The sequence below is a fragment of the Streptomyces sp. NPDC093085 genome, assembly GCF_040683935.1.
In the GTDB taxonomy this organism is placed as follows: domain Bacteria; phylum Actinomycetota; class Actinomycetes; order Streptomycetales; family Streptomycetaceae; genus Streptomyces.
In genome coordinates this window covers 32,720-46,041 of the sequence record NZ_JBFBFB010000010.1, presented here as the reverse complement: position 1 = coordinate 46,041, position 13,322 = coordinate 32,720, and the positions used below count along the sequence as shown (strand labels likewise).

At 74.1% G+C, this 13,322-nt stretch carries 10 protein-coding genes; all 10 read right to left on the bottom strand.

Annotated features, from left to right (window positions below; genetic code table 11):
• Positions 1–134: 134 nt before the first annotated feature.
• The gene (locus tag AB0O07_RS24925) at positions 135–1,307 is read right to left on the bottom strand and encodes an FAD-dependent oxidoreductase (protein WP_365636922.1); all 1,173 of its coding nucleotides are present in this window, start codon (positions 1,305–1,307) and stop codon (positions 135–137) included.
• Positions 1,304–1,501, bottom strand: coding sequence for a ferredoxin (locus AB0O07_RS24920; protein WP_365636919.1), 198 nt, complete (start codon positions 1,499–1,501; stop codon positions 1,304–1,306). The genes AB0O07_RS24925 and AB0O07_RS24920 overlap by 4 nt, the downstream gene beginning before the upstream one ends.
• 128 nt (positions 1,502–1,629) lie before the next feature.
• A complete protein-coding gene (locus tag AB0O07_RS24915; protein WP_365637301.1) occupies positions 1,630–2,856 on the bottom strand; it encodes a cytochrome P450 in 1,227 nt (408 codons plus the stop codon).
• Positions 2,857–3,088: 232 nt separating this feature from the next.
• Positions 3,089–3,619, bottom strand: coding sequence for an NUDIX hydrolase (locus tag AB0O07_RS24910; protein WP_365636916.1), 531 nt, complete (start codon positions 3,617–3,619; stop codon positions 3,089–3,091).
• An 86-nt stretch (positions 3,620–3,705) separates the two neighbouring features.
• Positions 3,706–5,046, bottom strand: coding sequence for a transcriptional regulator (locus AB0O07_RS24905; RefSeq protein ID WP_365636913.1), 1,341 nt, complete (start codon positions 5,044–5,046; stop codon positions 3,706–3,708).
• Between the two features lie 428 nt (positions 5,047–5,474).
• Entirely contained in the window at positions 5,475–6,908 is a 1,434-nt protein-coding gene (locus AB0O07_RS24900; protein WP_365636910.1) for a PP2C family protein-serine/threonine phosphatase, read from the bottom strand.
• Between the two features lie 215 nt (positions 6,909–7,123).
• Positions 7,124–9,652 carry a phenylalanine--tRNA ligase subunit beta gene (gene pheT, locus AB0O07_RS24895; RefSeq protein ID WP_365636907.1) on the bottom strand — a complete coding sequence of 843 codons (2,529 nt, stop codon included), beginning with the start codon at positions 9,650–9,652 and terminating at the stop codon, positions 7,124–7,126.
• The gene (gene pheS / locus AB0O07_RS24890; RefSeq protein WP_365636905.1) at positions 9,652–10,779 is read right to left on the bottom strand and encodes a phenylalanine--tRNA ligase subunit alpha; all 1,128 of its coding nucleotides are present in this window, start codon (positions 10,777–10,779) and stop codon (positions 9,652–9,654) included. The genes pheT and pheS overlap by 1 nt, the downstream gene beginning before the upstream one ends.
• Before the next feature lie 181 nt (positions 10,780–10,960).
• Positions 10,961–12,100, bottom strand: a complete 1,140-nt coding sequence (locus tag AB0O07_RS24885) for an ATP-binding protein (RefSeq protein WP_365636902.1) — start codon at positions 12,098–12,100, stop codon at positions 10,961–10,963.
• A 164-nt stretch (positions 12,101–12,264) separates the two neighbouring features.
• Positions 12,265–13,104, bottom strand: a complete 840-nt coding sequence (locus AB0O07_RS24880) for an RNA methyltransferase (RefSeq protein ID WP_365636899.1) — start codon at positions 13,102–13,104, stop codon at positions 12,265–12,267.
• Between the last annotated feature and the right edge of the window lie 218 nt (positions 13,105–13,322).

The window sequence follows — 13,322 nt, the reverse complement described above, 5'->3', positions numbered from 1 at the left end:
CTTAGGCAACCATATTTCAAGTGACTGACTTAAACAACTCGGCCCGGCCGTCCCCCGCACCGGCCGCGCCCCGGCCGTCGCCGGTCGCCGAACGCGGGCCGCCGCCGGATCCCCGGCCCCGGCCCGCCCCCCGCTCAGACGGCCGCGGAGACCGTCTCGTCCCAGGTGGAGCCGGTCGCGACGGCCTGCCGCCACTGCCGGATCGCCCGGGGCGGCATCCCGACAGCGAGCACCCCGGTCACCCGCTCCCCGGCGCGGTACGCGGCGACGAACTTCCGCTCCGTCAGCTCCCCGTCCACCACGGCGACTCCGTCGTGGCCGCGCAGATGGCCGTACGCCTGGATCCGCATGTCGTACTGGTCCGACCAGAAGTAGGGCACCGGCGCGAACGGCTTGGCCGCCTCCGGGCGGAGCAGGTTACGGGCGGCCGCCATCCCCTGCTCGGCCGCGTGCGTCCGGTGCTCGATCCGCATCTCCGCACCGAAGAGCGGGTTCTCCCAGCGGGCCACGTCGCCCGCCGCGTACACCCCCGGCGCCGCCGCGCAGTACGCGTCGCACACCAGGCCGTCGCGTACGGTCAGCCCGCTCTCCGCCAGCCACTCGGTGTTGGGGTGCGAACCGACGGCGACCAGGACATCGTCCGCCCCGACCAGCTCTCCGTCGGCGAGCCGCACCCCGTCCCCGGTCACCTCGGCCACCGCGACCCCGGTCCGCAGGTCCACCCCGTGCTCCCGGTGCGCCTGCGAGAGCACCCGCCCGACCTCCTCGCCGACGGCATGCGCCAGCGGTACGGGGGCGGGCTCGATCAGCGTCACCCGTACGCCCAGCGCGGAGGCCACCGCCGCCGCCTCGGCGCCGAGGAACCCGGCGCCCACCACGGCGAGACGCCCCCCGGGGCGGAGCCGGAGCCGGAGCGCCAGGGCGTCGTCCACGGTGCGGAGCACATGCTGCTCCCCCGCGCCGGGCAGCCGGCGCGGCCGTACCCCGGTGGCCACGATCAGACCGTCGTACGGCAGCTCCGTGCCGTCCGCGAGGGTCACCGTCCGCGCCCCGGTGTCGAGCCCGGTCGCCGCCGCGCCCAGCCGGAGATCGAGGCCGAGGGCGTCGAGATCGGCCTTGGGGCGGAGCGGCAGCCGCTCGGGGCTCCACTCGCCGGAGAGGATCTGCTTGGAGAGCGGGGGCCGGTCGTACGGGGCGTGGGGTTCGTCGCCCACCAGGGTGAGCGTCCCCTCGTACCCCTCCCTGCGCAGGGTCTCGGCGGCGGCGAGGCCGGCCGCCGACGCGCCCACGATCAGGATCCGCCTCACCGCTCCACCAGCCGGATCGCGGCGGCCGGGCAGATCGCCACGGCTTCCCGCACCCCGTCGAGGAGTTCCTCACCGGGGGTCTCCTCCAGGATGACGGCGACGCCGTCCTCGTCCCGCTGGTCGAAGACCTCGGGGGAGGCCATCACACACTGCCCGGCGGCAACGCACTTCGGCTCGTCCAGTTCCACACGCATGGGTTTCTCCACTCCGTTTCCGGCCGCGGTCACTTTCGTGCGCGGCGCTTCGTGCACTTCACTTCGTCCCCGCGCCGGGGGCGCCGCAACCGGGTCCCGCCGTCCGGGCCGGACCCCGCGCGGCGAGGTCACCAGGCGACCGGCAGGCTGTGCACGCCGTAGGTCGTCCCGGTGTGGTCGAACTCCAGGCCGGCGGGGTCGGCCGCCAGCCGCAGGGTGGGGATCCGGCGGTAGAGGGTGCCGTAGACCACCTGGAGCTCCAGCCGGGCCAGGTTCTGCCCCAGGCACTGGTGCGGCCCGTACCCGAACGCCTGGTGCTGCCGGGCCGGCCGGGTCACGTCGAGCCGCTCCCCCTCGGGGAAGACCTCGGGGTCCCAGTTCGCCGCGTGCAGATCGAAGATCATCCCGTCGCCGGCCGCGATGACGGCCCCGCCGATCTCGATCTCCTCCTTGGCCACCCGGCGCACCCCGGTCTGCACGATCGACAGATACCGCAGCACCTCGTCGACGGCGCCCGCGATCACCTTCGGGTCCTCGGTCTCCCGTACCAGCGCGAGCTGGTCGGGGTGCTGGAGCAGGGCCAGGGTGCCCAGGCTGATCATGGTGGCGGTGGTCTCATGACCGGCGATCAGCATCGCCACGCCCATATGGACGGCCTCGCTCCGGGACATCTCGCCGGCCGTGACCCGCCCGGCCAGCTCGGAGAGGACATCGTCGCCGGGGGTGACCGTCTTCTCGCCGATCAGCTCGTCCAGATAGGCCGCGAGCGCGCCGCTCGCCTGCCGGGCCTCCTCCGGCGGCGCGGTGCCGTCCAGGACGATGCCGCTGCTCTTCTGGAAGAAGTCGTGGTCCTTGTACGGGACGCCGAGGAGCCGCGCGATCACCAGCGACGGCACCGGCAGCGCGAACGCCGTCAGCAGGTCCGTCGGGTTGGGGCCGTCCAGCATGTCGTCGATCAGACCGTCCACGATCTTCTGGACGGGCGCGCGCATCGTCTCGATCCGCTTGACGAGGAAGGGACCGTTGACGGTGCGCCGCAGCCGGGTGTGGACCGGCGCGTCGGTGTTGGTGATCAGACGCGGGGTGACCGGCGCGATCTCGGCGCGGTGGGCGTTCACATAGGGGAAGCCCGGGTCGAGGTCGTCGTCGCTGACCCTTGGGTCGGTCAGCAGCGCCCGCTGGTCGGCATGGCGGGTGATCAGCCAGGGCGTGGCGCCGTTCCAGATCCGTACCCGGGTCAGCGGCGCCTCGGCGCGCAGCGCGCGCACCCCGGGCGGCGGGGCGAGCGGGCAGGTGAGGTCGCGCTCCATGGGGTACGCGGGCGGCGCCTCGGGCTGCCCGCCCGTGCCGCCCATGGGGCAGCCCTGTGTCTCGGTCACGGTGTCTCCTCGTGTGCTGTGGGGGGTCCGGAGGACTCTGACCACGCACAGGGAAGCGGAGCCGGCTGACGCCTTCCGGCCGGATTCCTGACATCTTCCGGACGTGACATGGATCACTCGCGGCGCCACGGACCGTGACCGGCGGAGGACACCCGGCAGCGGCCCCGGGGCGCACCCCGGGGCCGCCTCTCCGAGCCGGACGGGTGAGTCAGCCCAGCCTGAGGTGGTGGAGCATGAGCAGCCCTGCCGTCATGTTCGCGGCGGGGATCTCACCCCGGGCGATCATGCCGGGCACCAGTTTGAGCGGTACCCACTCCCGGCGCGAGGACTCGAAGTCGTCCTCCGGGTGCCCGATGTATGTCGCGTCCTCCGCCCAGTAGAGGTGGTGGCGCGCGTCGGTGAGCCCGTTGGACGGCTCGACGGTGAGGAGGTGCTTGAGCGGCCCCGGCCGCCAGCCGGTCTCCTCCTCCATCTCGCGGGCCGCCGCGGCCTCGATGTCCTCGCCGTCCTCGACGACACCCGCGGCCAGCTCCCAGCCCCAGCTGTCGGTGATGAAGCGGTGCCTCCAGATCATCAGCACCTCGTCGTCGGAGTTGACCGCGGTCGCGACGGCGACCGGGCGGAGCCGGATGAGGAAGTGGTCCAGGTGCCGGCCGTCAGGGAGTTTGACGTCGGCGAGATTGACGCTGAACCAGCGGTTCTCGTACACGGTTTGCTCGGCTAGTTTCGTCCACTGCACGTTTCTGCCACCTTCCGACAAGTTGATGGCAATATCGCAGCAGCGACGTGCCCCCCGGGGAAAGCACGGGGGGCTCATCAGGGGGCTCACAGAGGAACGCGCAGCGCCCCCGCGATCAGTTCGGCGGTGTCCACGGCCTCCGCGGAACCGCTGGCCATGAGCTGTTCCCGTACCTCGCGCAGACGGTCGCGCAGCCGCTGGGACTCCATGCCCCGGGCCCGCTCGGCCATCTCCGCCGCTGTTCTGGCCGCCCGGTCGGCCTCGCCCTGCCGCAGTTCGATATGACTGAGCATCGCGAGCCGGTGGACCCGGCCCCGGTCATGCGCCGGGGTGTCCACGGCCGCCGTCGCGTGCACCCGCGCGGCCGCCAGCTCGCCGAGGCTGAGCAGAGCCTCCGCCACCTGTACGTTGACGAGGCCCGGCTGTACGTACCCCGTCTCGTCCGGTTCATGTCCCGGACGGATGCGTTCCGCCTCGGTCTCCGCCCGCCGGATGCAGGCGAGCGCCGCCCCGGCATCACCCAGATGAGCGTACGACTTGGCCTGCATCGCATAGAGATCGGCGGCGAGCGCGGGGGTGATCTGACGCCCGGCGGTCCGCAGCGCCGCCTCCGCGAAGGCCACCGCCTGCCGGTACTCCCCCATGTACAGCGACTGGTTGACGAGGAGCACGATCACATACGCGCCGAACCCCCGGTCCCCGCTGGCCTTGGCGAGCCGCAGCGCCTGGTGGAAGTAGCGCTGCGCCAGACCGTGCGCGTCGGAGTCGTACGCGCAGATGCCGGCCACCGCGACCAGCCCGCCGGTGGCCCGGTGGAGTTCGCGCCCCAGCGCGTCGCTGTACGCGCCGCGCAGCAGCGGCGCCGTCTCGGCGTTGAGGAAGCGGACGATCCGGGCCCGGGTCGCCACCCCGCCCGCCCGCCGGTACATCAACTCGTAGTGCGCGCGCGCCGATCGCAGCAGCTCGATATCGGCGGGGCCGACCTTGGTGGCGCCCGCCCGGGAGACATCGGCGTCCTCCGGCGGGTTCTCCCACTCCCAGACGGGCATCACGGCGGGCGTGCCGGTGACGGCGGGGGCCTCCACTATGTGCGGCCGCTGCTGTTCGTCGCTGCGCCAGAGCGCGGCGGCGCGCTCCACGAAGCCGGAGAGCGGGGTGGAGTGGGGCACCGGCGACTCCCCCGCCACGCCGAACCCGATGTCGTCGAGGGTGAGCGGCCTGCGCAGCCGGTCGCCGAGGACCGCGCAGATCAGGTCGGGCACCTGGCCACGTGGCCGCTGTCCTTTCAGCCACCGGGATACGGCGGTGTGTTCGTACCGCAGTGCGAGGCCCCTGGCGCGGCCCGCCTGGTTGACTCGGGCGGCGAGCCCGGCATGGGAGATGCCGGCCTCGTCGAGCAGGGAATCGAGCAGAGTGTTGGGCTGCATGTGCCCCCTCCGGAAAAACTCGGCCAATTCAGCTTAGGGGAACGGGAAACGCACGGGGTGTGAACGGAACACGGTAATTCGCCCCGCACACCCCCTGCCGCCCGGCGGCCGGGGCGGGTTGACTGGGTCTCCTCGCAAGTGCCGCGGCCGGCAGGGTCCGCCCGGAAGGAGCGTCGTCCGAGCGTGCGTGCCGGACGGCGCACGACGGGGCGGACACCGCCGGAAGGGGCACTGGGCGGCGGGGCCGCCGACTCCCCCTCGTAAGTGCGGCGGCCCGCAACCGCGTTGTCCGCTCCGCCGACCTGCCCGGCACTCCACGGCGGAGCGGACGACGCGGCACCGCCCCGGGTGACGGCTCCGGCGGCACGGCGAGCGTGCGTGCCCGGCGGCGCTCTCCGGGCACGGCCCAGGTCCTGCCGGTCAAGGCCCTAGGGCCGCGAAGGAGCGGCGGGCCGGCGCGGGGCCGGCCGGCCGGGTTGGACCGGGACGCGGGCACACGCCTCCTCGTCCGCGTCCCGGCCGTCCGCGGGTCCGTCCCGTACGGCGCCGGGTACGGCACCGCGTACGGCGTCCGGCAGCGTGCAGCGGCCCGGCGGCGGCCGGCCGGCCGGGCCACCGCTCCCGCTGTCGCCCGCCTGACCGGCGGGCACGGCTCTCCGCGCCGCCGCCGGGCACTCCACGCCGTCCACCCGGTCGTTCCGTACCACCAGCAGCGCCATGTCGTCGGTGATCCGGCCGTCGGTGTGCGCCAGCAGCGCCGCGTGCACCTGGGCCACCAGCGCGGCGGGAGAGAGGGCGCCGCCGGTGGCCGCCGCCGTCAGCGCCGCTTCGAGGCCGAAGAAGCGCCCGTGGCGGTCCCGGGCGTCCTCCGCGCCGTCGGTGTGCAGGAAGAGCGCCTCGCCCGGCCGGAGCCGTCCGCACCGGTACGGGGTCAGCTCGGCCGGCAGCGGTACGGCGCCCAGCGGCGGCAGCGGGTCGCCGCAGGGCAGCGGTTCGGCGCCGGAGCCGAGCCGGTAGGGGCCCGGATGGCCGCAGTTGAGGGCGTGGACCTCGGCGTCGGGGCCGATCTCCAGCAGCAGGACGGTGACGAACTCCTCGGCCAGGTCCCCGTCGTCGGCGACCGGCTCGGGCCGGGCGGCCCGGCAGACCTCGGCTATCCCCGCCGCGCTCACCGCCGCCCGTCCGCCGGGACCCGGCGGCCCGCCCGGCGGCGGCCCGCCCGGTGCACCGCCCGGCGGCGCGGGCGCCCCGTCCGCGAGCATCGCCACCCGCAGCGCCGCCGCGCACTCCGGATCGGGGTCCCGCCGGGCCCGTTCCCGGAGATGGCGCTGGTGGGCCCGGTCGAGCCGGCGCAGCACCCCGTCGAGTCCGCTCTCGTCGTGCGCGGCCTCCCGGAAGCTGCCGAGGACCGCGGCCACCGTGCCGATCGCGGGCAGCCCGTGGCCCCGTACATCCCCGATGACCACCCGCACCCCGTGCGTGGTCGCCATCACCTCGTAGAGGTCGCCGCCCACCTCGGCGCCCCGGGACGCGGAGAGCTGGCGGGCGTGGAGCGCCAGCCCGTCGAGCCGGGCGGGCAGCGGGCGCAGCAGCACCTCCTGCGCTGCCCGCGCCACGGCGCGCACCTGGAGGATCTCGCGCGCCGCGCGGCGCCGTACCCGCATGACCAGATAGGCCATCAGCAGCACGAAGGCCACACAGGTCACCACGCGGGGCAGGAGTGTGTAGCGCTCCGAGGGCGGGCGGGTCAGCTCCCAGGTGATCACCAGCGCGAGCAGCCCGCCGGGGACCGCGCACTCCATGAACCCCCAGGAGGTGATCTCCTCCCCGTTCGTCTGCCTGTCTGCCCTGGTCCGATTCATTCCGTCGGCCCCCCTCGGCCGTCCGGCCGCTAAACCGTTGGGCGTACGTCGGCCGTGACGGCCGGATCGATTCTGTCGATCACCGGCCGCCGATGGCGCGACGCGCCGGGGGTTCTCACTCGAATGAGTGAGGGGCGCGTCCGGTGGTCCGGACGCGCCCCTCAGGACTCGCCATTCTCTCGAACGAACAGCCGAAGGCCGTTCGTGACAGGAGGTCAGGCTCCCCGCAGCACCGCCCCGGTCCGCTCGGCGGCGAGCGCGACCGCCGCGTCCCTGGCCGCCGTGGCCTCCTCGACCGTCAGGGTGCGGTCGGGGGCGCGGAAGCGCAGCGCGTACGCGAGGGACTTGTGCCCCGCGCCGACCTGCTCTCCGGCGTAGACGTCGAAGAGCCGCAGCGACTCCAGGAGTCCGCCCGCGCCCTCGGCGAGCGCCCGCTCCACATCACCGGCGGGCACCTCGTCGGCGACGACGAGCGCCACGTCCTGGGTGGCCACCGGGAAGGTGGAGATACGGGGTGCCCGGAGCGCCCCGGCGCCCGCCCGCTCCAGCAGGTCGAGGTCGAGCTCCATGGCGCTGGTCCGCTCGGGCAGCCCGAGCGCCTTGAGGACCCGGGGGTGCAGCTCCCCGGCGTGTCCGGCCAGGGTCTCCGTACCGTCCACGGTCACGGAGAGCGCGGCGCACCGGCCGGGGTGCCACGGCTCGTACCGCGCGGCCCGTACGGAGAGCTCCGCACCGGCCTCGCGGGCGACGGTACGGGCCGCCTCGACGGCGTCCGCCCAGGTGGCCGGGGTGCCCTTGCCCCACCAGCCGGCCTGCTCGCGCGCCCCGGAGAGGACGACGGCGACCCGGCGCGGCTGGCGCGGCAGCGCGGCGTCGAGGGCGGCGAGCTGCTCGTCGGCCGGGCGCCGGTCGACGGGGAGGCGGCCGGGGACGGTCTCCTCGCCGGTGGGCAGGAAGACCAGCCCGGTCTCGAAGAGCGCCAGGTCGTGGCTGCCCCGGCCGTCGTTGCGGCGCAGCGCGGCGAGCAGCCCCGGCAGCAGCGTGGTGCGGAGCGCGGGCTCCTCGTCGGAGAGCGGGTTGACGAGGGTGACCGTACGGCGCCGGTCGTCACCGTCGGCGAGACCGAACGCGTCGAGCACCGCCTCACCGGTGAACGGGTAGGTCAGCGCCTCGACATAACCGGCCCCGGCGAGTGCGCGGCCGACCCTGCGGTGCAGCCGCTGCCGCTCGGTGAGCCCCCGGCCCGAGGGCGGGGTCGGCAGGGTGGAGGGCAGGTTCTCGTACCCCTCCAGGCGGATGACCTCCTCGGCGAGGTCGTTGGGGGCGGCGAGGTCGGGGCGCCAGGACGGGACGGTGACCTGGAGCCGGTCCTGTCCGGTGACATCGCAGCCGATCTCCTGGAGCCGCCGTACGACGGTCTCCCGCCCGTACGCGACGCCCGCGACCCGGTCGGGGTGGTCGGCCGGCATGGTGACGGCGGCCGGCGGGGTGGGCGCGATCACCTCGGTGACCCCGGCCTCGGCGGAGCCGCCGGCGAGGAGGACCAGCAGGTCGACGGTGCGCTGCGCGGCGGCGGCGGTGGCCTGCGGGTCGACGCCGCGCTCGAAGCGCTTGGACGCCTCGGAGGGGAGCTTGTGGCGGCGTGCGGTGCGGGCGATGGTGATCGCGTCGAAGTGCGCCGCCTCGACGACGACCTCGGTGGTGCCGTGCACGGCGCCGGTCTCGGCGTCGGTGACGGTGTCGGCGATCTCGGTGTGCGCGCCGCCCATGACGCCCGCGAGGCCGATGGGTCCCCGGTCGTCGGTGATGACCAGGTCCTGGGGGTCCAGGACGCGGTGCACCCCGTCGAGCGTGGTGATCTTCTCGCCGGGGGTGGCGCGGCGGACCCCGATGGGGCCTTCGAGCCGGTTCCGGTCGTAGGCGTGGAGCGGCTGGCCCAGCTCCAGCATCACGTAGTTGGTGATGTCGACGGCGAGCGAGATCGGCCGCATGCCGGCCTTCTGGAGGCGGCGGCGGAGCCAGATCGGCGAGCGTGCCTCGGGGTCGAGCCCGGTCACCGTACGGGCGGTGAAGCGGTCGCAGCCGGCCGGGTCGGCGATCTTCACCGGGTGGCCGTACGCGTTGGGCGCGGGCACGTCGAGGAGCGCCGGGTCGCGGAGCGGCAGCCCGTAGGCGATGGCGGTCTCCCGGGCGACGCCGCGCAGCGAGAGGCAGTAGCCCCGGTCGGGGGTGACGGCGATGTCCAGGACCTCGTCCACCAGCTCCAGGAGCTCGATGGCGTCGGTGCCGGGCTCGTACTCGGGCGGCAGCACGATGATGCCGCCGCTGCCGTCGTCGCCCATGCCCAGTTCGTCGCCGGAGCAGATCATGCCGTGCGAGACCTTGCCGTAGGTCTTGCGGGCGGCGATGGCGAAGTCGCCGGGGAGGACGGCGCCGGGCAGCACGACGACGACCTTGTCGCCGACGGCGAAGTTACGGGCGCCGCAGACGATCTCCTGCGGTTCGCCGGTGCCGTTGGCGTCGCCGACGTCGACAGTGCAGAAGCGGATGGGCTTCTTGAACCCCTCCAGCTCCTCGATGGTGAGGACCTTGCCGACGACGAGGGGGCCCTTGAGGCCGGCGCCGAGCTGCTCGACGGTCTCGACCTCCAGACCGGCGGAGACGAGCCTGGCCTGGACGTCCCGGCCGGTCTCGGTCGCCGGCAGGTCGACGTACTCGCGCAGCCAGGAAAGCGGGACGCGCATCAGATCTCCATCCCGAACGGCCGGGTGAACCGGATGTCACCCTCGACCATGTCTCGCATGTCTTCGACGTTGTGGCGGAACATCAGCATCCGTTCGATGCCGAAGCCGAAGGCGAATCCGCTGTACTTCCCGGGGTCGACGCCGCAGGCGGTGAGCACCTTGGGGTTGACCATGCCGCAGCCGCCCAGCTCGATCCACCCCTCGCTGCCGCAGGTGCGGCAGGGCCGGTCGGGGTTGCCGACGGAGGCGCCCCGGCAGACGTAGCAGACCATGTCCATCTCGGCGGACGGCTCGGTGAACGGGAAGAAGTTCGGGCGGAGCCGGGTCTTCATGTCCGGGCCGAAGAGCGCCTGGACCATGTGGTCCAGGGTGCCCTTGAGGTCGGCCATGGTGAGGCCCTCGTCCACGGCGAGCAGCTCGATCTGGTGGAAGACCGGGGTGTGCGTGGCGTCCAGCTCGTCGGTGCGGTAGACCCGCCCGGGGCAGACGATGTAGACGGGCGGCTCGCGGTCGATGAGGGCGCGGGCCTGGACCGGCGAGGTGTGGGTGCGCAGGACGACGCCGGACTCGTCGCCGGAGGTACCGGCCGGGCCCTGTACGAAGAAGGTGTCCTGCATCTGCCGCGCCGGGTGGTCGGGCACGAAGTTGAGGGCGTCGAAGTTGAACCACTCGGCCTCGGCCTCGGGCCCTTCGGCGACCTCGTACCCCATGGCGACGAAGACGTCGGCGACCCGCTCCATGAAGGTGGTGAGCGGGTGGCGGGCGCCGGCCGGGGTGCGGTCGTACGGCAGTGTGACGTCCACCGCCTCCTCGACCAGCACCCGGGCGTCGCGCTCGGCCTCCAGCTCGCTCTGGCGGGCGGCGAGGGCGCGGCCGACGGCTGCGCGGGCCTGGCCGACCCGCTTGCCCGCCTCGGCCTTGGCCTGCGGGGGCAGCGCGCCGATCTCCCGGTTGGCGAGGGAGAGCGGGGAGGCGGAGCCGGTGTGCGCGGTCTTCGCGTGGGCGAGCGCTTCGAGGTCACCGGCGGCGGCGAAGGCGGCGAGCGCCTCGTCCCTGATGCGCTCGACATGCTCGGGTTTCACTGCCTCGACCTCGACCGGGTCGTACGACTTGTTGGGTGCGGACATCTCTTCCCGTACTTCCGATTGGCTTGGCGAAACGACCCCGCTCGAACCTGCTCGATTCTGCTCGAACACCGAGGGCGTGAAGGTGCCAAAGGCCGAGTCTAAGGGGTCGTACGGAGGGGGGACCGCCCGTGGGCGGCTCCGGCGGCTCCCCGGACGCGGTGGCCGGGGCCTCAGGAGGGCGTCAGGAGAGGTAGGCCGGAGCGCCGACGGGCAGGATAAAGCGGAACCGCGCGCCGCCGCCGGGGCCCCGGCCGACGGTGATCGTGCCGCCGTGCGCCTCGACGATGCCCTTGACGATATAGAGGCCCAGTCCGGTGCCGCCGCGCTTGGAGCCCCGCCAGAAGCGGGTGAAGACGCGCTGCATCGACTCCTCCGGGATGCCGGGCCCTTCGTCGCACACGGTGACGGCCGTTCCTCTCTCGCTCTCCGCCCCGTGGTCGATCACCGCGGGCGCCACCTCAATGGTGACGGTTCCCTCGCCGTGGCGCACCGCGTTTTCCAGCAGGTTGCCGAGGACCTGGTCGATCTTGTCCGGGTCGGCCCAGAGATCGGGCAGCGGCTGTTCGATCCGGACCAGGAAGCGGTCCGGGGAGAGTCCGGATGCGGTGTGCGACTGGACGTGCCGGCCGACGGCCGCGCCGATGTCGACGGGCTGGCGGCGCACCTCAAGACGGCCGGAGTCGATCCGGGAGATGTCGAGGAGTTCCGCGATCAGCCGGGTGACCCGGTTGGCGTCGGCGTCGACGGTCTCCAGCATCAGCCGTTTCTGGTCGTCGGTGAACCGCTCCCACTTGGCGAGCAGCGTCGCCGTGAACCCCTTGACGGAGGTCAGCGGGGAGCGCAGCTCATGGGCGACGGTGGCGATCAGTTCGGCGTGGCTGAGTTCGGTACGGCGCCGGGCCTCGGTGCCCCGGACGCAGATCACCAGTCTGCGGACCGGCCCGGTGGGGCGGTCGCGTACGTACCGTACGGAGACCAGGACCTCCCGGCCGCCGGGGAGCAGCAGGTTCCGCTCGGGCTGCCCGGTGCGGGTGGCGAGTCCCCCGTACGGGTCGGTCAGGGTCCACCAGCGGCGGCCCTTGAGGTCCTCCAGCGGCAGGGCTCGCTCCAGCGGGGCGCCGAGGGCGGCGGTGCGGTCGGTGGCGGTGATCCGGGCGGCGGCGGCGTTGAAGCAGACCACACGGCCGGTCTCGTCGGCGACGATCAGCCCGTCGGGGAGGTCGTCGGGGTCGATCCCGGGCAGCGGCGGGCCGTGGGCGGGCCCGTGTACGGCCTCCGCCTCCCGTGGTTCTCCCGCTTCCCCCGGTGCTTCGGCGGGCACGCCGCCCGGGCCTCCGGCACCGCTGCCGCGTCCGGCCGGTAAGGCTCCCTGGATCCCGGCCGGTCGGCTCGCCCCGACGGTCATCCCCGCACCCCACCTCTTCCGTCTAGTGGGCCCCCCTGAGCAGGCAACAGTACTAGCCGACTGTGACCGGACGGACCCCCTCAGCGCATACCGCGGTCGCGCTGGGCGCGCGCTGAGGCATAGAGACATACGGCCGCGGCGGTCGCGAGGTTCAAGCTCTCGGCCTTTCCGTGGATCGGGACCCGCACCACGGCGTCGGCGAGGGCCCGGGTCTCCTCCGGCAGGCCCCAGGCCTCGTTGCCGAAGATCCAGGCGGTGGGCCCGGCCATGGTGCCCGCGTCCAGTTCGTCGTCGAGGTCGTCGCGGCCCGCTCCGTCGGCGGCGAGGACCCGGACCCCGGCGTCGTGGAGGCCGTGTACCGCCTGCTCCACGGGGACGCCGACGACGACCGGGAGGTGGAAGAGCGACCCGGCGGAGGCGCGCACGGACTTGGGGTTGTAGAGGTCGACGGAGGCGTCGGTGAGGACCACGGCGTCGGCGCCCGCCGCGTCGGCGCAGCGGAGCACCGTCCCGGCGTTCCCGGGGTCGCGGACATGGGCCAGCACGGCGACCAGCCGGGGGCCGGCCGCGAGGACGTCGGCGAACGGGGTGTCCAGGAAGCGGCAGACGCCGAGCAGCCCCTGCGGGGTGACGGTCTGGGAGACGTCGGCGAGCACGGTGTCGGCCGCGAGGTGGACCCGGGCGCCGGTGGCGCGGGCCGCGGCGACGATGTCGGCGTACCGTTCGGCGGCCTCGGCGGTGGTGAAGAGTTCGAGGAGCGTGGGCTCCCCGTCGGTCCCCCGGTGCGCGACGGCCTCGCGCACGGCCTGCGGCCCCTCGGCGATGAACCGGCGCTCCTTGCCCCGGAAGGCCCGCTTGGCGAGTCTGCGCGCGGCCGTGACCCGGGGGGAACGCGGGGAGATCAGCTCGGGGGTGGACATGGGCGGGCGGCTCGCTTCCGGTCGGGCGGGTGCGGGTACGGCGGCGGAGGAGATGAGGGCGGCGCGGGTGAGGGCGGCGACGGGGTCACGGTGCCCGCCACCGGCCCGGGGCGGAACCGCCGGGCGGGAGCGGGCGGCGGAGGCGGGCTCCCCCGCGGTACGCGGAGGGGCCGGCGGTGCGTGCGTACGGCGGTGTACGGTCCCGGGAACGCACCGGA

Bases quoted from the DNA above. Each gene is read 5' to 3' on its own strand.
- AB0O07_RS24880 (WP_365636899.1), bottom strand. From the start codon at position 13,104: ATGTCCACCCCCGAGCTGATCTCCCCGCGTTCCCCCCGGGTCACGGCC.
- pheS (WP_365636905.1), bottom strand. From the start codon at position 10,779: ATGTCCGCACCCAACAAGTCGTACGACCCGGTCGAGGTCGAGGCAGTG.
- AB0O07_RS24900 (WP_365636910.1), bottom strand. From the start codon at position 6,908: ATGAATCGGACCAGGGCAGACAGGCAGACGAACGGGGAGGAGATCACC.
- AB0O07_RS24915 (WP_365637301.1), bottom strand. From the start codon at position 2,856: ATGGGCGGCACGGGCGGGCAGCCCGAGGCGCCGCCCGCGTACCCCATG.
- pheT (WP_365636907.1), bottom strand. From the start codon at position 9,652: ATGCGCGTCCCGCTTTCCTGGCTGCGCGAGTACGTCGACCTGCCGGCG.
- AB0O07_RS24920 (WP_365636919.1), bottom strand. From the start codon at position 1,501: ATGCGTGTGGAACTGGACGAGCCGAAGTGCGTTGCCGCCGGGCAGTGT.
- AB0O07_RS24905 (WP_365636913.1), bottom strand. From the start codon at position 5,046: ATGCAGCCCAACACTCTGCTCGATTCCCTGCTCGACGAGGCCGGCATC.